This is a genomic window from Thalassolituus sp. UBA2590, from assembly GCF_002339775.1.
Taxonomy (GTDB): domain Bacteria; phylum Pseudomonadota; class Gammaproteobacteria; order Pseudomonadales; family Oceanobacteraceae; genus Thalassolituus.
Window position 1 is genome coordinate 1 of sequence record NZ_DDKU01000077.1, and the last position, 21,813, is coordinate 21,813.

The following is a 21,813-nucleotide window of genomic DNA, read 5'->3' on the forward strand; positions in this document are numbered from 1 at the left end:
CAGCTTCGTGGTCTGGGAGTTCAGGTAGGTCTTGTGATTGGTGGTGGCAACCTGTTCCGTGGTAAGGCACTCAGCGAGGCTGGTCTGGATCGTGTCGCTGGTGACCATATGGGTATGCTGGCCACTGTGATGAACGCTCTGGCGATGCGTGATGCCCTCGAACGCTCTAATATGCCGACCCGTGTTATGTCGGCGATTCCGATGAGTGGTGTCGTTGATCACTACGATCGCCGTAGTGCGATCCGTGCCCTGAATCAGGGCGATGTTGTTATCTTCTCTGCCGGTACCGGTAATCCTTTCTTTACGACCGACTCTGCTGCGTGTCTGCGTGGTATCGAAATCAATGCAGATCTGGTTCTGAAAGCGACGAATGTCGATGGCGTGTATACTGCCGATCCGAAGAAGGACCCGACTGCCGAGAAGTACGACTTGCTGACGTACAGCGAAGTCCTTGAAAAACAACTGGGTGTGATGGACCTGACTGCAATCGTTCTGGCGCAGGATCATGACATGCCACTGCGTGTGTACAATATGAATGATACGGGAGTACTGGGTCGCCTGATGACTGGTGGCGATCACGGAACCCTGATTGTAAGTGGAGAAAAAGCATGATTAATGAAATCCAGAAAGACGCTGAAGATCGTATGAGCAAGAGCGTTGCAGCTCTGGTAGAAGCATTTAAGAAGGTTCGTACTGGTCGTGCTAACCCTGCGATTCTTGATAGTGTGATGATTGATTATTACGGTACACCGACACCGATAAATCAGGTTGCAAACGTTATTGTTGAAGACGGTCGTAGCCTTGCAATCAACCCTTGGGAAAAGAACCTGGTACCCCAGATAGAGAAAGCCATTCTGAAATCTGACCTGGGTCTTAACCCGGCAACTAACGGCGATACTATCCGTCTCCCGATGCCTGCGCTGACAGAAGAAACCCGTAAAGACTACATCAAACAAGCTCGCGCTGAAGCTGAAAAAGGTCGCGTCTCTGTGCGTAACATCCGCCGTGATGCAAACGGCAGTGTGAAAGACCTCCTGAAAGAGAAAGAAATTACTGAAGACGAGTCACGCGGCGCAGAAGATGCTATCCAGAAACTGACGGATAAATTTATCGGTCAGGTGGATGACTTGCTCGCAGAGAAAGAAAAAGACCTGATGAAGGTCTGATCGGACATGTCCACGAGTATTGATGACTCCAGTGCCGCACAGGGAAGTGTGCCTCGCCATGTAGCCATAATTATGGATGGCAATAACCGCTGGGCGAAAAAGCGGTTTATGCCAGGCGTCGCAGGGCATAAAGCTGGCGTAGATGCGGTCAGAGCAGTCGTTGAGACATCTGCGAAAGCAGGGGTTGAGGTGCTCACTCTGTTTGCATTCAGCAGCGAGAACTGGCGCCGCCCTGAGCAGGAGGTCAGTGCACTTATGCAGCTGTTTATTGCAGCCCTGCAACGGGAAGTAAAAAAGCTTCACAAGAATAATATCCGCCTGAAAATCATGGGCGACCTCTCCGCTTTTTCTGAAAAAATCCAGGGCCTGGTGGCCGAATCTGAAGCAATGACTCAGTCTAACGATGGTATGACGCTGGTGGTAGCGGCGAACTATGGCGGGCAGTGGGACATCGCTCAGGCGGCGCGTCGTATGGCCGAGGAAGTAAAAGCAGGTCGGATGCAGCCCGAAGATATCACTGAGCACAGTTTGCACCAATACACCTGGCTAAGCGAGTTCCCAGCGCCGGATCTGATGATCCGTACCGGTGGAGAGCAGCGTATCAGCAACTTTATGTTGTGGCAGACGGCTTATGCTGAGTTCTATTTTTCAGACGTACTCTGGCCTGATTTCAAAGAAGAAGAATATAAAAAAGCATTAGACGCCTTTGCCAGCCGGACGCGGCGCTTCGGGCGGACTGATGATCAGTTAAAGGAAGCCAAGAACGGTGACTAAGCAGCGCGTTATAACGGCATTGATACTCGCTCCGGTAATGATTGTGGGTATCTTCTTCCTGCCGCTCAAGCCTTTCGCATTTTTCATCGCAGCGATCTGCAGTATCGGTGCATGGGAGTGGGCGAATATCGCGGGCTACAAAAAAAACTGGAGCCGTATTCTCTACGCCTTCTTCGTATTTGTCTGCCTCTACATCAGTGCCCGATTTCTCCGCATCAACCCAGAGTGGAAAATCTGGTTTCTTGCTGCCGGCACCTTATGGTGGACGGTCGCTTTTGCTCTGGTGAAGCGTTACCCGGGTGGTACCGACATCTGGAATGCTCGTGTGATCAGAGCCTTCCTCGGTTTGTGTGTACTTATCCCTATGTGGGTAGGCTTTATGCACCTGAAAGAAGAGCCACACAGCTCTCTGCTGATCATCTATGTCATGCTGGTGGTCTGGGGGGCTGATACAGGAGCCTACTTTGCAGGTCGTAAGTGGGGCAACAGCAAGCTGGCGCCACACGTGAGCCCCGGGAAGTCATGGGCTGGTTTCTGGGGCGGCTTTGCCACAACCATCTTCCTGGCTGCAGTAACCTGTGTCGGTCTGGATCTGTGGCTGCAACCTCTGACGACAGAAGATGTTGTGAAGATTTTTGTCATTACTGCTGCGACCACTGTGATCTCTGTGTTGGGAGATCTGGTTGAAAGTATGATGAAGCGACATCGTGGTATCAAAGACAGCTCATCGCTGCTACCGGGACACGGTGGTGTGATGGATCGGATTGATAGCATGGCGGCGGCTGTGCCCGTATTTGCGTTTATGATGATGTTGCTCAATTGGGGCCTCGCTGTATGACGCAGTGGATTACCGTGCTGGGTTCTACGGGCTCTATCGGTTGCAGTACCTTAGATGTGGTACGTCGTCACCCTGAAAAATATCGTGTGTACGCTCTGACTGCGGCGACGCGTGTGGCAGAGATGGCCGGACAGATTGCTGAGTTTTCACCGCGTTATGCGGTGATGGCGGATGCCAGTGCGGCAGCTCAATTGCGCGAACAGTTGCCAGAGGACTGTGTCACCGAAGTACTGAATGGGGAGGATGCACTGGTTCAGGTTGCTTCTGATGAGCGTGTTGATCAGGTCATGGCAGCAATTGTTGGTGCTGCCGGGCTTTTGCCTACTCTTGCTGGTGCGAATGCGGGCAAGAGGGTTCTTCTGGCGAACAAAGAAAGTCTGGTCATGGCTGGCCCCTTATTCCTGGAGGCAGTGAAGAAGGGCGGCGCAGAGTTACTTCCAATCGATAGTGAACATAACGCCATCTTCCAGTCTATGCCGGCTGACTATGCAGGTCGTCTGGATGCGAGTGGGATTCGTAAGATATTGCTGACAGCATCCGGCGGGCCTTTCCGCGGACGTCAGTCTTCTGAACTGAACGATGTAACGCCTTCTCAGGCCGTTGCTCACCCGAACTGGTCGATGGGTGCCAAAATATCAGTCGACTCTGCCACCCTGATGAATAAGGGCCTCGAGTTAATCGAAGCTTGTTTCCTGTTTAACTGTGCCGCTGACGATGTAGAAGTCGTCGTTCACCCGGAAAGCGTTATTCACTCGATGGTTCAGTATTGCGATGGTTCAGTGTTGGCGCAGTTAGGTCAGCCAGATATGCGCACCCCGATTGCATATGGTATGGCCTGGCCAGAGCGTATTGAGGCTGGCGTCGAGTCACTGAATCTTTTTGATATCGCGCGACTCAACTTTGAAGCGCCGGACGAAGAGAATTTTCCTTGTCTGGCTCTCGCCAGGATAGCTTTTGCGCAAGGCGGTACCATGCCTGCGGTACTGAATGCAGCGAATGAAGTCGCTGTAGCGGCTTTCCTGCGCGAAGACATCCGGTTTACGACGATTCCTGCGTTGATTAAAAAGGTGATGGATCAGCACTCTGTAGTGAGCGCCGATTCGCTGGATGCTGTGCTGTCGGCGGACAGCTGGGCGCGAGCAACCGCTGAAAGTTTTCTTCAGGAGGAGAGCCTTTGACGCTGTTATATTTCATCATAGCGATCAGTATTCTGGTGGTTATTCATGAATATGGTCACTTCTGGGTTGCTCGCCGGGCTGGGGTTCAGGTGCTCAGATTCTCTGTTGGCTTTGGTAAACCTCTGTTCTCTGTGAAAGATCGCCACGGCACCGAGTACTCTCTGGCGCCTATCCCATTGGGCGGTTATGTCAAAATGCTGGATAGCCGGGAAGCTCCGGTTGCTGAGCATTTACGTGATCAGGAATTTAACAGTAAGTCTCCATGGGCGCGGATTGCGATTGCATCAGCGGGTCCGATTGCTAATTTCCTCTTCGCAATACTTGTCTATACCTTACTTTTCTGGGCTGGCTCAAAGCAGTTTATCCCGGTAGCGTCTGTCATTGCTGAGGGTTCGCCCGCTGCAATCGCAGGGGTACTGCCGGGTGACGAACTGAGTGCGATTGATGGTGAGAGTACTCAGTCGTGGCAGGACGTCAGCTGGGAACTGTTGTCCTTTCTGGGAGAGACGCGCACCGTCAGCCTGGAAGTCATTCGTGACGGACGCCCGGTTGAGTTGAGCCTGCCGCTTAACCGCTGGTTAAGTGAAGAAGAAGGGCCAGACCCTCTGAGCAAATTGGGTATTACACCGCGGATGCCAGAGATTCCGCTGGAAATTTCTCAGGTAATGGAAGACTCGGCAGCAGAGGCTGCGGGGCTTCAGGCCGGTGATACTTTGATTGCTGCGAATGGTGAGGAGATCGCCAACTGGCAGGACTGGGTGACCCTGATTCGTAATTCAGCGGGCACGTCGGTACGTGTTGAAGTGGATCGCGCCGGTGAGATTATTGAAGTCGAAGCCTGGCCACAGAGTATCACCCTGGAGAGCGGCGAAGTCATTGGCCGTATTGGTGTGATGCCGGTTGCTCCGGTTGCGCCGGATGACTGGGTGAGAGAAGTTCACCCGGGCCCTGTGAAGGCATTTGTGATGGGTGTCGACAAAACCTGGAGCCTGATCGTACTGACGCTGGACTCCTTGTGGAAAATGCTGATGGGCGATGTCTCCGTAAAGAACTTGAGCGGCCCCATCACCATTGCTAAAGTAGCCGGCGATTCTGCGTCGGGCGGCCTTATTGTTTTTGTTAACTTTCTGGCGCTGCTGAGTGTGTCGCTGGGCGTACTTAACCTGTTACCTGTGCCCATGCTCGACGGTGGTCACATTTTGTTTTATACGGCTGAGCTGATTCGTGGTAAACCACTGCCAGAGTCTGTTCAGATCGCTGCGGTAAAAGTAGGCATGATGTTGTTGCTCATGCTGATGATTGTCGCTTTCTACAATGATATAAGCCGCCTCTGAGGAGGTGGCGACTGGGTTTTTATTTACATGCGTTTTCTGCTGTCGGTTATATCCCTCTGGCTCTTGTCTGCCTCACTCCATGCTGCCTCCTTCACCGTTGAAGATATTCGCCTTGAAGGGCTTCAGCGGGTCTCGGCAGGTACCGTATTCTCGGCGTTCCCGATTGCAACGGGCGATACTGTGGACGACGCACGTATCGCTGAGGCGACGCGTGCACTGTTCCGTGAAGGTTTCTTTGAAGATATCGAGCTGTACCGCGACGGTAATGTGCTTGTTGTACGCATGGTCGAGCTGCCGACCATTACCTCTATCGAAATTGAAGGCAACAAAGCGATTCAGACAGAAGCACTGATGGATGGTCTGAAGCAGAGTGGGCTGGCCGAAGGCCTTGTCTTCAAACGCTCAACCCTTGAACGAATTTCACTCGAGCTGGAGCGACAGTACGTTGCTCAGGGCCGTTACGACGCCGGTATTATTACTGACGTAGAACCTCTGCCGCGCAACCGGGTGGCACTGAAAATTAATGTCGACGAAGGCAACGTTGCGACTATTGAGCACATCAATATTGTCGGTAACGAAATTTTCCCGGATGAGGAACTGCTGGGCCCGCTGGCTTTGCAGAGCACGAACTTCTGGTCATGGTACTCCAGCGACAATAAATACAGCCGCGAGAAGCTGGCCGGTGATCTCGAAACACTGCGCTCCTACTATCTCGATCGTGGTTATATTCGCTTCAATATCGAATCAACTCAGGTGTCGGTCTCTCCCGATAAACGTGGTGTCTACATCACCGTCAGTGTGTCGGAAGGTGAGCTCTACAATATCCGCGATGTAAAACTCGCAGGTGATCTGGTCGTTGATGAAGACGAACTGACTCGCCTGTACATGGTGAAAGAAGGTGATGTGTTCTCACGCCGACGGGTTACGTTCACCAGTGACCTGATGACTAAGCGTCTCGGCAACGACGGCTACACCTTCGCTAAAGTGAACGGTATTCCAAAAATCGATGACGAAGAGCGCCTGGTCGACATGACCTTCTACGTTGAGCCTGGTAAGCGTACCTACGTGCGTAGCGTGCAGTTCTCAGGTAACGACGGAACCCGTGATGAAGTGCTGCGTCGTGAGATGATTCAGATGGAAGGCGGCTGGGCATCTACCGAGAAAATTGAAGCCGGTAAAAATCGCCTGAATCAGCTGGGCTTCTTCAAAACAGTTAACGTGGAAACTCCAGCGGTTCCGGGAACCGATGACCTGATCGATGTTAACTATACGGTCGAAGAGCAATTGAGCGGCAGTCTGAACTTTAACATCGGTTATGCCGCGGGTTCAGGCATGATCCTCGGTGCCAGCGTCAGCCAGAATAACTTTATGGGCAGTGGTAACCGTATGTCTCTCGGAGTGCAGAAGACGGATACGGTTGAGTCTTATAACTTCTCGTACCTGAACCCGTATTACACCGTCGATGGCGTCAGCCGTGGCTTTAACTTCTTCTATCGTGAAACCGACTTCGAAAGTCTGAGTACGGTAAGCGATTACCAGACCAACACTTATGGCGGTAACGTAACCTTCGGGTATCCGATTTCTCGCCGCCAGCGTTTGTCGTTCTCGGTCGGTTATGCCAATACCGAAATGTTTGAAGGGGTGACGGTTCCTGCTGAAATTACTGACTTTATCGACTCAGAAGGTGATGTGTTCGATGAATACACACTTGGCCTCAGCTGGCGTTACAGCTCCCTCAACCGCGGTCTGTTCCCGACCGATGGTATGGAGCATAAGGTAAAAGCCGATATATCTGTGCCGGGCAGTGACCTGACGTATTACAAGACCAGCTATACGTCGAACTACTACTTCCCGCTGGCAACCGAGTGGAGCTTGCGTCTGAGAACTGACCTGGGATATGGCGATGGCTTCGGTGACCTCGAGCGTCTGCCGTTCTTCAAAAACTTCCGTTCCGGTGGTATTGGTGCTGTGCGTGGCTATCAGATCAACAGCCTCGGACCAAAAGGCTTGCCTGAGTACGTACCCGTCAGCCTGGCTGAGACCGATGCAGCTGGCAATGTCGTGTATGAGACGGACGAGTTAGGCCGACCACTGACCAGCGACAGTGCGCCTCAGGTTATTTACATCAAAGACGCCGATGGTGGAGCAACAGCAATTTCTAACAGTGCTGGCTACGTTCCATCTTACGAGACGGACAGCTCTGGCGCCGTTGTAACGGCACCTTTCTTCCGTGAAACCGAGCGCGCCTTAGGCGGTAACATGCTGGTGGAAGGTAGTCTGGAACTGATTTTCCCAACCCCGTTCATCGAGGACCGCAGCTCCGTACGTAGTGTTGTCTTCCTGGATGCGGGTAATACCTTCAGCAGTGAATGTTATGTGCCCTCTGATATTGACCTGCCAAGCTTTAATTCACACCCATTCTGTGATGAAGGCCTGCAGTTTGAAGAGCTTCGTTACAGCACAGGTGTTGGCTTGACGTGGATAACGGCAATCGGACCTCTGACATTTACTTACTCATTCCCACTGAACGAACAGCGTGGGGATAGAACAGAAGGCTTTGAATTTACACTGGGTCAGGTATTCTGACGACAATCATTATAAAAGGAGAACAGAATGCGCTGGATAATGGCACTCATTGCAGCAGCAACCATCAACGTAGCGGTCGCAGCCGAGGCAACCAAAGTCGCTGTCGTCGACATGGAGCGGGCGTTGTTCCTTTCTGATGCGACACAGGAAGCGTTGAAAGAATTCGAGAAAGCTAACAAAGCTGATATCGATAAACTGAAAGGTCTTCAGGAAAGTCTGACTGAACTTCAGAAAAAAATCGAAAAAGAAAAAGATTTCATGAGTGACGAAGAAGCTCGTGCAATCAAAAATGAATTTGAGACCAAGGGTCAGGAATACCAGTTCTACGGCAATAAACTGCAGAAGCTGGAACAGAAGTGGCGTCAGGAACTTTTCCAGAAGCAGCTTCCGAGCCTGGAAAAAACCCTGAAAGAGCTGATCGACAAAGAGGGCTACGACGTTGTTCTGAATGCTCAGGCAGCCATCTACAAGTCTCCAAAAGCAGATATCACCAAACTGCTGCTGGAACGTCTTAACGCTGAGAAATAATAACGGACGATCCTCCCGTGCAGATCAGTCTATCTGAATTGGCCGATCACCTCGGAGCAGAGCTTCGTGGTGACGGTAATCAGCAGATCACCGGAGTTGCGACCTTAAAGGAAGCATCCTCCGGTGAAATTGCTTTTCTGGCCAACGAAAGTTACCGCAAGCAGCTTGCAGATTCTGCGGCGAGTGCGGTTATCGTTCGTGATGCCGATGCAGAACTAGTCCCAGGCAGTGCTCTTGTCTGTGACAATCCCTACCTGGCGTTTGCCCTAGCTACTCAGTTATTCGATAACCGCCCACGTACTGCCTCTGGCGTTCATCCGACCGCGGTGATCTCAGAGTCGGCAAAAGTAGGTGCGGGATGTCGGATTGCGGCTAATGTCGTAATTGGCGAAGACGCGATTATCGGCGACGATTGTGAAATCGGTGCGGGTACGGTGATTGGTGATCATTGTATGTTGGGTGGTGGATGCCACCTTAATGCCAACGTCACGCTCTATCACGACGTTACTCTCGGAGAGCGGGTGAGAATCCACTCCGGAACTGTGATCGGCGCTGATGGTTTCGGTTTTGCGCCTGACAAAGGGCGTTGGGTCAAAATCATGCAGCTGGGTGGCGTGCGCATTGGCAACGATGTCGAAATCGGAGCCAACAGTTGTGTCGACCGCGGTGCGCTGGGCGACACGGTGATCGGTGATAACGTCATCCTCGATAATCACGTACAGATCGCTCATAACGTTGAACTGGGTGATGGGACCGCGATGGCAGCTCAGGCCGGTGTTGCTGGCAGCACTAAGCTTGGCAAGCATTGCACGCTGGCGGGAAATGCTGGTGTTGCAGGTCATCTCGAGCTTTGCGACGGCGTTTTTGTTGCCCCGAAAACCGTCATCAGTAAATCGATTAACACTCCGGGTGGCTATGCCACCGGGACTGCGCAGATGCCGATTAATGACTGGCGTAAAGCGGCGACCCGCTTCCGTCAGTTAGACAGTATGGCAAGGCGTATTAAAGACTTAGAAAAACAACTGAAGGACTGATGCATGTCCGGTGCAACCATTGAACAGATTCAGCGGGTGATGCCTCACCGGTATCCCTTCCTGCTGCTGGACAGAATTTTGTCCTGCGCAACTGACCCAGAAGAAAACTCCAATATTGAGGCACTGAAGAACGTCTCCATAAATGAGAACTTCTTTAACGGTCACTTTCCAGGCCACCCGGTGATGCCAGGTGTACTGACGCTTGAGGCTCTTGCTCAGGCGGCAGGCTATCTGGGCATGATGATGATCGGTGAAGCCCGTGATCCGAATACCATTTTCTATTTTGCCGGCTCAGACAATGTGCGTTTTAAGCGTCCTGTTATGCCCGGTGATCAGCTGATTCTGAAAGCAGCATTCGTCAGCCGCCGTCGAGGTATCTGGAAGTTTGACTGCAAGGCTGAAGTGGATGGTGAGGTTGTCTGCTGTGCTCACATTATTTGCGCTGAACATACTCTGGAGGTGGCATGATTGACCCAAGAGCTGTGATCGATCCTGCTGCGAAAATTGCAGAGGGTGTGGAAATCGGTCCTTTCTCTATTGTTGGTCCGGACGTCGAGATCGGTGAAGGAACCGTTGTTGGTCCTCACGTAGTTATCAAAGGCCCAACGACGATCGGTAAGAACAACCGTATTTTCCAGTTCTCAACTATCGGTGAAGAGTGTCAGGATAAAAAGTACGCTGGCGAGCCGACGACTCTGGTGATCGGTGACAACAACGTTATCCGCGAGGCCTGTACTTTCCATCGTGGTACGGTTCAGGATAAAGGCACCACCATTGTTGGTAGCGACAACCTCTTTATGGTGAATGTTCACGTCGCTCACGATGCGGTGATTGGTGATCACTGCATTCTGGCCAACGACACTAACGTAGCGGGTCATGTCCATGTCGGTGACTGGGCGATTCTTGGTGGCTCAACTCAGGTTCACCAGTTCTGCATGATTGGCGCCCATGCCATGTGCGGTGCAGGGACTGTCGTTCTGAAGGACATTCCAGCGTTTGTGATGGCGCAGGGGTATCCGGCGCAACCTCATGGCATTAACAGTGAAGGCCTGAAGCGTCGCGGCTTCGAAAAAGATAGCATCATGCGTATCCGTGCAGCCTATAAGACGATCTATCGTCAGAACCTGACTCTGGCAGAAGCCAAAGAAGCGCTTGCGCCTGTGGCAGCAGAGGATGCTGGCGTAGCCATGCTGCTCGAAAGTATCGAAGCTGCCAGTCGAGGGATTATCCGCTGATATGCGAATCGCGTTGGTGGCCGGAGAGACTTCCGGAGATATGCTGGGCGCCGGTCTTATCCGCTCGTTGAAGGAAAAATACCCAGAAGCGACGTTTGAAGGCATCGGTGGCCCAATGATGCAAAGCGAAGGTATGGTCAGCTTTGTGCCGATGGAGCGTCTCTCTGTGATGGGCCTGGTCGAAGTGCTCGGCCGCCTGTTTGAGTTGATCAACGTACGCAAGAAACTCGTCCGTGACTGGATTGCGAACCCGCCCGATGTGTTTATCGGTATCGACGCGCCTGATTTTAATCTGGGGCTCGAACAGCAGCTTCGCGCTGCAGGGATTAAAACCGTTCATTACGTCAGTCCTTCCGTCTGGGCCTGGCGCCAGAAGCGTGTTCTCAAGATTGAAAAAGCCGTCGACCTGATGTTGACACTTTTTCCTTTCGAGGCGCGATTTTATGAGAACCACAAAGTACCGGTACGTTTTGTTGGCCACCATCTGGCAGACAAAATTCCATTCGAGACGCCCAAAACACCCGCCAGAGAAAATCTCGGCCTGGAACTGAATAAGAAAACCGTCTGCCTGATGCCAGGTAGTCGGGGCAGTGAAGTCTCGCGTTTGGGTAAGCTGTTTCTGGATACGGCAAGCCTGATGCTGAAAAAAGATCCGGACCTCAGGTTTATTATTCCTGTCCCTGGTGTTGAGCGTCGTGATCAGGTCGAGCAGCTGGTGAATGAATACCCGGAAGTGTTGCCGGTAAAAATTATTCTTGGTCAGTCGCAAACCTGTATGGCGGCTGCCGACGTGATCCTTCTGGCCTCAGGAACCGCGACCTTAGAAGCCATGCTGATGAAGCGGCCTATGGTAGTCAGCTACCGTCTGGCACCGCTGACTTACTGGATTCTCAAGCGTATGGTGACACAGGAGTTTATCTCTCTCCCAAACCTGCTTGCGGGCCGGGAGGTTGTCCCTGAATTGCTGCAGCATGATGCTCAGCCAGAAAAGCTGGCGGCGGCGCTTGCAGAGCGACTTGAAGATAACGACACCGTGCATCAACTGCAGGAAACCTTCCAGTTTATCCATCGTCAGCTTCAGCGAAACGCAGATGAAGAAGCTGCTGAAGCCATCAGCCAGCTGTTGAAAGCCAGATGACTGACATCAGCAAGCCAGAAGTGGCTGATTCAGAGATGATCGAGCCAGAAATAACCGAGCCAGAAATAACCGAAGAAGAAGCCGGTCTTATTCGCGGGGGGCTGATCTACTGTGGCGTTGATGAGGCGGGTGCTGGTCCGCTTTGCGGTGACGTCGTAGCTGCCGCTGTGATCCTTGATCCCGATAAGCCGATTCCTGAACTCACAGACTCGAAAAAACTGACCGAGAAAAAGCGCGAGCGACTGTTCGACGAAATTCGTGAAAAAGCCGTCGACTTCTGTATTGCCAGCGCATCGGTCGAAGAGATTGATAGCATCAACATCCTCAATGCCCGGATGCTGGCTATGACGCGCGCTGTCGAAGGGTTGCGTGTTCCGTGCGACCACGCTCTGATCGATGGTAATAAGCTGCCTGATTTAAACATACCTGCTACCGCCCTGATCAAGGGGGATGCCAGAGTTGCAGCAATCTCAGCAGCTTCTGTGTTGGCCAAAGTTCAACGTGACCGTGATATGGTCGACATGGAAGAACAGTACCCGGGTTATGGCTTCGCGAAGCACAAAGGCTACGGTACCAAAGCGCATCTTGAGGCTCTCGAAGCTTTGGGTCCGTGTCCTATCCATCGTCGGACTTACGCTCCGGTAAAACGTCTCCTGAAAGACTGACCTTCAGATTTTGAGGGGTTATGTAAACCACCTGCCAGTTTCATGCAAAGTCTTTCCCCGGTACTAGTCTGGAAGTAACAACCAACTCCCGAGGGAAGATCTGAATGCTGCGGTATCAGATCAGGTGACGGAACCGGGCTTCGCATCGATGAGCTCAACCGGCGGAGCAGTGAGATTTCAGAGATTGTCACCGTGATTCAGGCGGTTGCAGAGCAAACGAACCTGTTAGCGTTAAATGCTGCTATTGAGGCTGCGCGGGCTGGTGAGCATGGTCGCGGATTCGCTGTGGTTGCTGACGAAGTACGCCAGTTAGCAGAGCGCACGCATCGCTCCAGTGGCGAGATAAGTGAAAAAGTTAGCGGCATTCTCAGCATTACTCATCAGGCTCAGGAATCCATGCGACAGGTCAGCGAGCTGGCATCGCGCGGGCGAGACAGCTCTAATAAATTCAATGAAGCAGTCGGTGTGTTACTGAACACTTCCAACGAGATTAATGCGTATTTGTCGGGGTTATCGGAATCGAGTGAGAGCCAGAATGCACTGAATAAAACAGTGGCTGAGCGATTTGATTCTATTCGTACTGCCATAGAAAAGGCGTTCTCCTCAACCTCTGAAGTCGCTGAAGCGATTCAGAGGCTGGAAAATGAGGTCTCGACTCTTTCTCAATTGGCCAGTTCATTTGCCGGTAGTGACGCCGAGTTATTCTGATCTCCTCTCAAGGGGAGATCAACGAAGGGCGCTCAGGACAGGCCCTTAAGGCCGTAAGTTGTGTTTTTGAGCCAGTCTGCGAGTTCTTCATCTGATAATGGCGTAACCTGTTCAGGCAGAATGGGGTCACCAATCACCATCCGGATGGTTTTATTCTGCTTCTTAAGAAACTCAGCAGGAATCCGCAACGTACGGATCAGCGGATGTACCTTGCCGAGCAGGTGAAAGCTCAGGCTGTTCTGGCTATCAAAATAGATGGGGATGACCGGAACATCCGCGCGCTTAATAAGCCGCATACTGGAGAGTGACCAGCTTTTGTCTTTGATACCCGACTGACCTTTGTACCAGGTGGATACTTCTCCAGCCGGGAATAACCCCAGGCCCAGCCCTTTGCTCAACTGATCTAATGACTTCTGTGTACCCCCCATCGCCTTTGGGCCACTGTTCTCGAATGGATTCACTGTGATAAACAGATCGGAGAAGGGCTCAAAGTAGGCCAGCAGGAAGTTCGCAATGACCCGGTACTCGGGGCGTATACGGCCGATAATCAAAAGCAGAATGATGCCGTCCAGGAATCCGAAGGGATGATTCGACACCGTAATAAAAGGGCCGCTTTTGGGAATAACCTGAGCTAATCGTTCGACATCGTAATCTAACTGGATGTTCTGATCTTTCAGTGCGTCTTCAATAAGATCAATGCCATGCTGGCGATCAACACGGTCATAGATTTTCGTCAGCTGAGGAATTTTTAATAATCTGAGTACAATGTCAGCCTGCCATTCAGCGAGGCCTGACGCCTTTATCAATCCTTCCCGATCAATCAGGGGCATATCAGCAGTCCAGTGAGTCACAAAACGCTGGCATAATAGCAGCCGCAAACAGCAGGGCAATAGCAGGAATAAGAATGTCGACGACCACAGATGTCATCATTATTGGTGCCGGAGCAGCAGGTTTATTTTGTGCTGCACGCACTGCCGCCGAGGGACGTTCAGTCAGAGTACTGGATCACGCCAATAAGGCGGGTAAGAAGATACTGATGTCGGGAGGGGGGCGATGCAATTTCACCAATTATTACATCGAGCCTGGCTGCTACCTGAGCCAGAATCCACACTTCTGCAAGTCAGCGCTCTCCAGGTATACCCAATGGGATTTTATCGAGCTGGTCAGTCAGTACGGTATACCATTTCATGAGAAGAAGGATGGACAGTTATTCTGTGATAACAAATCCTCGGACATTCTCGAGATGTTACTCGAGGAGTGCCACCGGACAGGCGCTGAAATTCAGCTGAATACTTCAGTTAACTCGGTGACCCAGAGCGAGAGCGGTTTTACTCTGAGTACATCTACTGAAGACTACTCATGCCGCTCTCTCGTGGTCGCCACTGGTGGGCCGTCGATACCGACTCTGGGGGCCACGGGCTTTGGTTATGATCTTGCGCGTCAATTCGGACATCAGGTGTTTGCGCCGCGCGCCGCACTGGTGCCATTTACCATTACAGATCAGTTGAGCACTTTGTGTAAGGCGCTCTCGGGCACCGCCTTACCAGCGTCTGTAACCTGTGGTGATCAGGTGTTTAATGACGACTTACTCTTTACACACCGGGGCTTGAGTGGCCCGGCTATCCTGCAGATTTCTTCATACTGGACTCAGGGAGACACGGTTGAAATCAACCTTCTGCCGGGGATCGACCTGACTGAAGCCTTCAAAGAGGCCCAGCAGCAGAAAGGTAAAACCCACCTCAAGACCTGGCTGGCTAGCCTGACGACACAGAAGTTTGCTGAACAGTGGCTAGCTCATCACCAGCTGGAAGATCGCTTTCTCGCTGAAACGGGCAAGAAAACCATCAAGGCTCTGGCCGAGTCGTTGCATCAGTGGCGTGTCAAACCGGCGGGCACGGAAGGCTACCGGACTGCTGAAGTCGCGATTGGTGGAGTCGATACAACAGAGCTGTCTTCTCAGACGATGGAGTCCCGTAAGGTGCCTGGCCTCTACTTTATTGGTGAAGTTGTCGATGTCACAGGCCATCTGGGCGGATTCAATTTTCAATGGGCCTGGGCCAGCGCTGCAGCCGCTGCGGAGGCTCTGACTGCCGGGTAGATTAGAATGCCAACCTGCCTAATGTGACATTCGAGATATGGCCTTACGGGAATATTACGTAAGGTTCGGGCATGCATCAGAGCTTTGTCTAGACTGAAATCAGTTCCCCTTGCCCGGAGTGATTTCATGGCGTTTGGAGATGCGGCAGCCCAGGACGATGAGAAGCAAAAGCCGAATTAGTTCGCCAGAGCAATATGAGGTATGACCGGCCATGCTGAATATTTTTGTGAGGAGTGCGGCGCATTCGACACCGCAAACCTTGCAGAGGATGCCTCTTATCTGGGGACAGATGAACTCGAAGAAGGAATGGTGTTAGCTCAGGACCTTACAGTGAGAAAGGCATGATTCTTTTGCGCAAAGGGCACGCGCTCACCAGCGAGTTGATAAGCAGATTGAGTCACTTGCAGAACTGGTCGGGAAGAACACTGGACGTGGCGGTTGAAAAGCAGAGCGATTTAACCAAAGAGATAGGAGGGTGACATGAAAGGGGTAGTGTTCGACATCCTCAGAGACATGATTGAAGAAAAATTCGGCCTCGAAGGCTGGAACCAGCTTCTTGAGAAAGCGGGATCACATGGCATGTACCTGTCGTCAGAAAGCTACGACGACAGTGAAATGGTTGCTTTGTTGGGGGCAGCTTCTGAAATGACGGGCCAGGATATACCCACCTTGCTTCGGACATTTGGTGAATTCATGGTCACCGAATTCTATGCTCGTTTCCCGGTTTTTTTCGAGAACAGTAACGGCCTGATCGATTTTCTGAAGTCGGTTGATCAGATCGTACATGGTGAGGTACTTAAATTTTACCCGGATGCAAACCTGCCGTCTTTTTCTTATGAAGAAGACGGCGGACATACGTTGACGATGATCTACAGGTCGCAACGTAAGTTGTGTCATCTCGCTGAAGGCCTGATCAGTGGCTCAGCCAATCACTTCAAAGAGCAGGTGACGATACAACAACCGCAATGTATGCATCACGGAGAGGGCGCCTGCCATATCGTGATAACTGTCGGGGGGGCTGATGACTGAAGATTACCGTACTGCTTACCTGAGAGAGAAAACGCTGAGAAAGCAGGCAGAACAGATGCTTGAGGATAAATCCCGCGAGCTCTATGACTCATTCCTCAAACTTCAGCAAGCTCATGACAGTATGCAAGAGAATCAGAAGGCTCTGTTGCATAACGAAAAGATGGCATCCCTGGGTGTCCTGTCTGCGGGTGTCGCGCATGAGATCAATAACCCCATCGGTTTCATTTACAGTAACTTCTGTACCATGTCAGAAGGTATGTCTGATATTCAGACGTTTGTATTCACCATGGACAAGCTGGTTAACAGCGACGCCGATGGAGAAAAGATACGCGAGGCGTGGCGGGAAGGCCTGACGCGGTACGACGTAGAGTATCTGCTGATGGACTTCGAGAGTCTTACCTCCGAAACCATCGAAGGCCTTGAACGCGTCAAGCAGATCGTCGCGGATCTTAAATCCTTCACCCGGGAAGACAGCGGTGAGATGGACCTGGTCGACATCAATGAGTGTGTGCGCGGCGCTGTAAACATACTCAGCAACCAGACCAAATACCATGCGCAGGTACACGTCGACTACGGCGAGCTACCCAAAGTGAAGGGGTATTTCGGAAAGTTAAACCAGGTGTTCACCAACATGATCGCTAATGCGAATCAGGCTGTTGACGAGAACGGCGACATTCACATATCCACAACCTACAACAACGGTTACATTGAGATCCGTTTCCAGGACAACGGCCACGGCATCAGTAAAGAGCATCTCAATCTGCTCTTTACGCCTTTCTTCACCACGAAACCTGTCGGAGAGGGTACAGGGCTCGGGCTGTCACTTTCCCACGGATTCATTGAGGAACATAACGGACGCATTACCGTTGAAAGTGAGATCGGAGAAGGCACAACTTTCACGATTTTACTACCGCCCGCAGACGACTGAACTCCCTTTTATATCCATTCACTGGAAAAATAGTACATATAGATACTATTGATTTTAATTATGGGATCTAAAGCACTACTATTCGCTCTGTCAGAAGTCGCGGATCAGCAATTTCGCTGCTCCGTGAAACTTTTCAACCCACTCTTTTAAGGACTGACTTATGTCAACTTATCAAGAAGACATCAAAGCGGTAGCAGCGCTGAAAGAAGCAGCTGGTAGCCCATGGGATGCTATCGACCCAGAATCAGCAGCACGCATGCGCGCTCAGAACAAATTCCAAACTGGTCTGGACATCGCTCGTTACACTGCCAAGATCATGCGCGAAGACATGGCAGAGTTCGACAAAGACAAGACTAAGTACACTCAGTCTCTGGGTTGCTGGCACGGTTTTGTAGGTCAGCAGAAGCTGATCTCTATCAAGAAGCACTTCGGTTCTACTAAGCGTCGTTACCTCTACCTGTCTGGTTGGATGGTTGCAGCTCTGCGTTCTGAGTTCGGTCCTCTGCCTGACCAGTCTATGCACGAGAAAACTGCTGTAGCGTCACTGGTTAACGAACTGTACACCTTCCTGCGTCAGGCTGACGCTCGTGAACTGGGTGGTCTGTTCCGTGCCCTGGACGCAGCTCGCGAAGCTGGTGATTCTGCTAAAGAAGCAGAAATCCAGGGTCAGATTGACAACTACGAGACTCACATCGTACCAATCATTGCTGACATCGACGCTGGTTTCGGTAACGCTGAAGCGACTTACCTGATGGCTAAGCAGATGATCGAAGCGGGTGCTTGCTGCCTGCAGATCGAAAACCAGGTTGCTGACGAGAAGCAGTGCGGTCACCAGGACGGTAAAGTGACCGTTCCACACGCTGACTTCCACGCTAAGCTGCGCGCTCTGCGTTACGCATTCCTTGAGCTGGGCGTTGACGACGGTGTTATCGTTGCACGTACTGACTCTGAAGGTGCTGGCCTGACTAAAGAAATCGCTGTTGTTCGTGAGAAAGGCGATCAGGGTGACGTTTACAACTCATTCCTGGACGTTGAAGAAGTTAACGTTGAAGACGTTAAGAACGGCGACGTACTGCTGAACCGTGACGGCAAGCTGGTTCGTCCTAAGCGTCTGCCTTCTGGTCTGTACCAGTTCCGTCAGGGCACTGGCCACGAGCGTTGCGTATTCGACTGTATCGAAGCTATCAACGCTGGTGCAGACCTGCTGTGGATCGAAACTGCAGTACCTACAGTACACGAAATCAAAGGCATGATGGACGAAGTACGTAAAGTACACCCAGATGCGAAACTGGTTTACAACAACTCTCCATCATTCAACTGGACTCTGAACTTCCGTCAGCAGACCTACGATGCATGGGAAGCTGAAGGTAAAGACGTTTCTGGTTACGACCGTTCTAACCTGATGTCTGCTGAATACGACGACTCTGAACTGTCTGCTGCTGCTGACGCTCGCGTTAAGACGTTCCAGGCTGATACTTCACGTGAAGCAAACGTATTCCACCACCTGATCACTCTGCCTACTTACCACACGACTGCACTGTCTGTGGACAACCTGGCTAAAGAGTACTTCGGTGAGCAGGGCATGCTGGGTTATGTTGAAGGCGTACAGCGTAAAGAGATCCGTCAAGGCATCGCTTGCGTTAAGCACCAGAACATGGCTGGCTCTGACATGGGCGACGACCACAAAGAATACTTTGCTGGTGAGAACGCTCTGAAAGCCGGTGGTGCTAAGAACACTTCTAACCAGTTCTCTTAAGATCTGATTAGTTGTTCTAAAGAAGCGGCCTGCGGGCCGCTTTTTTTGTGTCCGCGGTTTTATGTGCCTCCGATCTGTAGGAGCTCAACGCGAAGCTTGAGCGATTCTGAAGGAGAGGAGCTTCTCCTCGAAATATCGCGCATAGCCAGGCGAGCTGGCTGAAGCGCTCCTACGAATTGACCTACGGACCTGTAGGAGCTCAACGCGAAGCTTGAGCGATTCTGTAGGAGGAGAGCTTCTCCCCGACAGATTAGCGTCGCCCCAGGACACCCTTCGGCGATGACATTAAAATGACAACGGCAAGCCATTTCCGGAATCATGGCACAGAATGTGGTATTTTCCTGACACTTACATAAGAACTTCTTCCTATGTGGCTTGGAAAATGTTTCCATTATCACAACAAGAATAAAAACATTATTTCCTGAGAAGCACTAATAACCGCGTGTAACGCTGACCTGCAGCAAGTCATTCTTTGACAAAGTCGTCCAATATACTGATTTATAAGGATTTATTTTCAGTAGCTGACTGAATTGTAAGTAACGGACAAGCTTTTTGCTGTTTCCACTTCATCCGAAGTGGCCCCTGTCGCCAATAGACACAAGGTTACAGTTCGTTAACATTGCGTGGGTAATCTCAGCCGATGAGACAGCGCATTCTCACATTACGAAAGTAGAATAATTATGAGCCAAGCAGAAACCAGTGTGCAGTCAGGATCTTTCTTCTCTAAAGCCCACGAGTGGGTGGCACAGAGCCTGACGCAGCAGAACAAAATCAGCGCATACCTCGAACCTCTTATTCAGATGGCTGTACCAGGCTGGACGACCGAAGCGATCCGCTCAAAAGTCATCCAGGTACGCCCAGAGACTAACGATGTATACACACTGGTCATTCGTCCCGGAAAACGCTGGAAAGGCTTTACAGCCGGTCAGCACCTGCAGATTACCGCCGAACAGAACGGTACCCTTCAGACTCGCTTCTTTTCTGTATCGAGCGCTCCGGCACACTTCAGAAAAACCGGTCTGATCGAGATGAGTATTCGTGTTCAGGAAGGTGGTCGTGTAACCCCCTGGTTGCGTGAGGCATTTGCAGCGGGGGGTATCTGTAATCTGACCCAAGCAGAAGGCGATTTTGTCCTTCCTGCGGGCAATGACCCAGTTCTGATGATTGCTGGTGGTAGCGGTATTACTCCTTTCCGCTCAATGCTGAGCCAGATGGCCGCAACCGGCGACAAGCGCGACGCGCACCTTATGTTCTATGTTCGTGACGAAGCCAATGCGCTGTTCAAAGAAGAGTTCGAGAAAATTGCAGCTCAACACGACAATATTCGTGTGACCTTTATGAACAGTGCCGAAAAAGGCGTGTTCAGTGCGGAGCATATTCAGGAAGTCTGCCCAGACTTCGTAGAACGTAAAATCATGATCTGCGGCCCAACGCCAATGATCCAGCTCGTGCGTGGTGTTGTTGCAGAGCAGGGCGTTTCTGCTGAAAATATCATGTTCGAATACTTTGGCGCGGCTCCGATTGAACTCGACCGCGCTGACGCAAAAGATGCTTATGTGAACTTCGAGAAAGGTGGGGTTGCTGCGATGAGCAGTGCTGAAAACCCAGTGAGCCTTCTTGAGCTTGCCGAGCAAAATGGACTCAAGCCGCTGGCCGGATGCCGTGTAGGTGTCTGCCACCAATGCAAATGTACTAAAAAAAGCGGCGTAGTTCTGAACACTCTCACCGGTCAGTACTCAGACACTGGCAGAGAAGACATTCAGTTATGTGTGTCGGTTCCTGTCAATGATGTGGTTCTGGATGTCTAACGAGGAATATTATAATGACAACACATCTTCCTAGTGCCGAGACACTGGAATCATTCCATAAAGATCTGGATGAAATCCGCGACGACATCATGGCCAAAGTAGGTCAGGAAGACGCGAATTACATCCGTAAAATCGTGCGCGTTCAGCGTTTTCTTGAGCTGGGTGGGCGGGCCGTCATGGTCGCAGGTTTCTACCACTGGGTCTGGTGGTTAGTGGGTGCCGTAATGCTGGGCTGTGCCAAAATCCTGGATAATATGGAGATTGGGCACAACGTTATGCATGGCCAATACGATTGGATGAACGATCCGCACCTCAACTCACGCACATTCGACTGGGATAACGTCTGTGATGGTGAGTCCTGGCGACGCACTCATAACTACGAACACCACACATACACCAATATCATCGGCAAGGACCGTGACTTCGGTTACGACACTCTGCGTCTTAGCGATGATATCAAGTGGAAAGAGCATTATCGCTGGCAGCCAATCCGGCTGTTCGTATTGATGATGTCGTTTCAGTGGGCTGTTGCTTACCACGAACTGTTTGGTGAGCGCATCTTCATAGGTAAGCGCCGTCCAGAAGGCAAGTTACCTATTTCACATGCTGAGTTGATTAAAGACTTCTTTTCGAAAATTCGACGTGCAGTGTTCCGCGACTACGTATTCTACCCAGCCATTGTTGGTATCTTCCTTGGTTGGCCGATGTTCTTTGCCATCATTGCAGGTAACCTGGTCGCTAACCTGATTCGTAACGTGTGGGCGAACATCATTATCTTCTGTGGCCATTTTACCGAAGAAGTGCACACCTTTAACGAAGATGAATGTGAGAATGAAACCCGTGGCCAGTGGTACTACCGCCAGATTCTGGGTTCGTCTAACCTCGAAGGCTCTAAAGTCATGCACATCATGAGCGGTCATCTGAGCCGTCAGGTAGAGCACCACCTGTTTCCTGATATGCCATCGTATCGCTATGGCGAGGCCGCTGAGCGCGTTCGCCAGGTATGTGCC

The 21,813-nt window shown here is 51.4% G+C and carries 22 protein-coding genes; 21 read left to right on the plus strand and 1 reads right to left on the minus strand.

Annotated features, from left to right (window positions below):
• The 14 genes from pyrH to B2067_RS07400 form a co-directional block, all read left to right on the plus strand.
• Positions 1-612 (plus strand): UMP kinase (gene pyrH, locus B2067_RS07335; RefSeq protein WP_301387953.1); only part of this gene is annotated, 612 nt, incomplete at its 5' end.
• On the plus strand, positions 609-1,166 hold the full coding sequence (frr, locus tag B2067_RS07340; RefSeq protein WP_068441105.1) for a ribosome recycling factor: 558 nt from the start codon (positions 609-611) through the stop codon (positions 1,164-1,166). The genes pyrH and frr, both read left to right, overlap by 4 nt.
• A 6-nt stretch (positions 1,167-1,172) precedes the next feature.
• Positions 1,173-1,940, plus strand: a complete 768-nt coding sequence (locus B2067_RS07345) for an isoprenyl transferase (RefSeq protein ID WP_273090549.1) — start codon at positions 1,173-1,175, stop codon at positions 1,938-1,940.
• A complete protein-coding gene (locus B2067_RS07350) occupies positions 1,933-2,778 on the plus strand; it encodes a phosphatidate cytidylyltransferase (protein ID WP_301378572.1) in 846 nt (281 codons plus the stop codon). Before B2067_RS07345 ends, B2067_RS07350 begins: the two co-directional genes overlap by 8 nt.
• Positions 2,775-3,956 carry a 1-deoxy-D-xylulose-5-phosphate reductoisomerase gene (gene ispC / locus B2067_RS07355; protein WP_301387955.1) on the plus strand — a complete coding sequence of 394 codons (1,182 nt, stop codon included), beginning with the start codon at positions 2,775-2,777 and terminating at the stop codon, positions 3,954-3,956. Before B2067_RS07350 ends, ispC begins: the two co-directional genes overlap by 4 nt.
• Complete coding sequence (gene rseP / locus B2067_RS07360) at positions 3,953-5,290, plus strand: RIP metalloprotease RseP (protein WP_301378568.1); 1,338 nt, start codon at positions 3,953-3,955, stop codon at positions 5,288-5,290. Before ispC ends, rseP begins: the two co-directional genes overlap by 4 nt.
• A 27-nt stretch (positions 5,291-5,317) precedes the next feature.
• Positions 5,318-7,876 (plus strand): outer membrane protein assembly factor BamA, encoded by a 2,559-nt coding sequence (gene bamA, locus B2067_RS07365; RefSeq protein ID WP_301387956.1) that lies wholly within the window; start codon positions 5,318-5,320, stop codon positions 7,874-7,876.
• Between the two features lie 27 nt (positions 7,877-7,903).
• The gene (locus tag B2067_RS07370) at positions 7,904-8,404 is read left to right on the plus strand and encodes an OmpH family outer membrane protein (RefSeq protein ID WP_068441127.1); all 501 of its coding nucleotides are present in this window, start codon (positions 7,904-7,906) and stop codon (positions 8,402-8,404) included.
• 17 nt (positions 8,405-8,421) lie between these two features.
• A complete protein-coding gene (lpxD, locus tag B2067_RS07375; RefSeq protein ID WP_301378564.1) occupies positions 8,422-9,438 on the plus strand; it encodes a UDP-3-O-(3-hydroxymyristoyl)glucosamine N-acyltransferase in 1,017 nt (338 codons plus the stop codon).
• Positions 9,439-9,441: 3 nt separating this feature from the next.
• Positions 9,442-9,906, plus strand: coding sequence for a 3-hydroxyacyl-ACP dehydratase FabZ (gene fabZ, locus B2067_RS07380; RefSeq protein WP_068441133.1), 465 nt, complete (start codon positions 9,442-9,444; stop codon positions 9,904-9,906).
• A complete protein-coding gene (gene lpxA, locus B2067_RS07385) occupies positions 9,903-10,673 on the plus strand; it encodes an acyl-ACP--UDP-N-acetylglucosamine O-acyltransferase (protein WP_068441136.1) in 771 nt (256 codons plus the stop codon). The genes fabZ and lpxA overlap by 4 nt, the downstream gene beginning before the upstream one ends.
• A 1-nt stretch (position 10,674) precedes the next feature.
• Complete coding sequence (lpxB, locus tag B2067_RS07390; RefSeq protein ID WP_068441138.1) at positions 10,675-11,811, plus strand: lipid-A-disaccharide synthase; 1,137 nt, start codon at positions 10,675-10,677, stop codon at positions 11,809-11,811.
• The gene (gene rnhB / locus B2067_RS07395) at positions 11,808-12,476 is read left to right on the plus strand and encodes a ribonuclease HII (RefSeq protein WP_297533401.1); all 669 of its coding nucleotides are present in this window, start codon (positions 11,808-11,810) and stop codon (positions 12,474-12,476) included. The genes lpxB and rnhB overlap by 4 nt, the downstream gene beginning before the upstream one ends.
• A 192-nt stretch (positions 12,477-12,668) precedes the next feature.
• On the plus strand, positions 12,669-13,184 hold the full coding sequence (locus B2067_RS07400) for a methyl-accepting chemotaxis protein (protein ID WP_414716214.1): 516 nt from the start codon (positions 12,669-12,671) through the stop codon (positions 13,182-13,184).
• Positions 13,185-13,216: 32 nt separating this feature from the next.
• Here B2067_RS07400 and B2067_RS07405 read toward each other — a convergent pair whose 3' ends face one another.
• Entirely contained in the window at positions 13,217-14,014 is a 798-nt protein-coding gene (locus B2067_RS07405) for a lysophospholipid acyltransferase family protein (RefSeq protein WP_297533400.1), read from the minus strand.
• 74 nt (positions 14,015-14,088) lie between these two features.
• Here B2067_RS07405 and B2067_RS07410 point away from each other — a divergent pair, with 74 nt between their 5' ends.
• The 7 genes from B2067_RS07410 to B2067_RS07440 all read left to right on the plus strand — a co-directional run.
• On the plus strand, positions 14,089-15,282 hold the full coding sequence (locus B2067_RS07410; RefSeq protein ID WP_301387957.1) for an NAD(P)/FAD-dependent oxidoreductase: 1,194 nt from the start codon (positions 14,089-14,091) through the stop codon (positions 15,280-15,282).
• Positions 15,283-15,483: 201 nt separating this feature from the next.
• Positions 15,484-15,627 carry a hypothetical protein gene (locus tag B2067_RS07415; RefSeq protein ID WP_301387959.1) on the plus strand — a complete coding sequence of 48 codons (144 nt, stop codon included), beginning with the start codon at positions 15,484-15,486 and terminating at the stop codon, positions 15,625-15,627.
• A gap of 135 nt (positions 15,628-15,762) precedes the next feature.
• Positions 15,763-16,311: a heme NO-binding domain-containing protein gene (locus B2067_RS07420; protein WP_301387960.1), complete on the plus strand. Its 549-nt coding sequence runs from the start codon at positions 15,763-15,765 to the stop codon at positions 16,309-16,311.
• Complete coding sequence (locus B2067_RS07425; protein WP_301387961.1) at positions 16,304-17,239, plus strand: sensor histidine kinase; 936 nt, start codon at positions 16,304-16,306, stop codon at positions 17,237-17,239. The genes B2067_RS07420 and B2067_RS07425 overlap by 8 nt, the downstream gene beginning before the upstream one ends.
• A gap of 160 nt (positions 17,240-17,399) precedes the next feature.
• Positions 17,400-18,995, plus strand: a complete 1,596-nt coding sequence (locus B2067_RS07430; protein ID WP_301387963.1) for an isocitrate lyase — start codon at positions 17,400-17,402, stop codon at positions 18,993-18,995.
• Positions 18,996-19,675: 680 nt separating this feature from the next.
• A complete protein-coding gene (locus tag B2067_RS07435; RefSeq protein ID WP_297533394.1) occupies positions 19,676-20,803 on the plus strand; it encodes a ferredoxin reductase in 1,128 nt (375 codons plus the stop codon).
• 14 nt (positions 20,804-20,817) lie between these two features.
• Positions 20,818-21,813: fatty acid desaturase family protein (locus B2067_RS07440; RefSeq protein ID WP_301387965.1), on the plus strand; the 996-nt coding region annotated here is incomplete at its 3' end.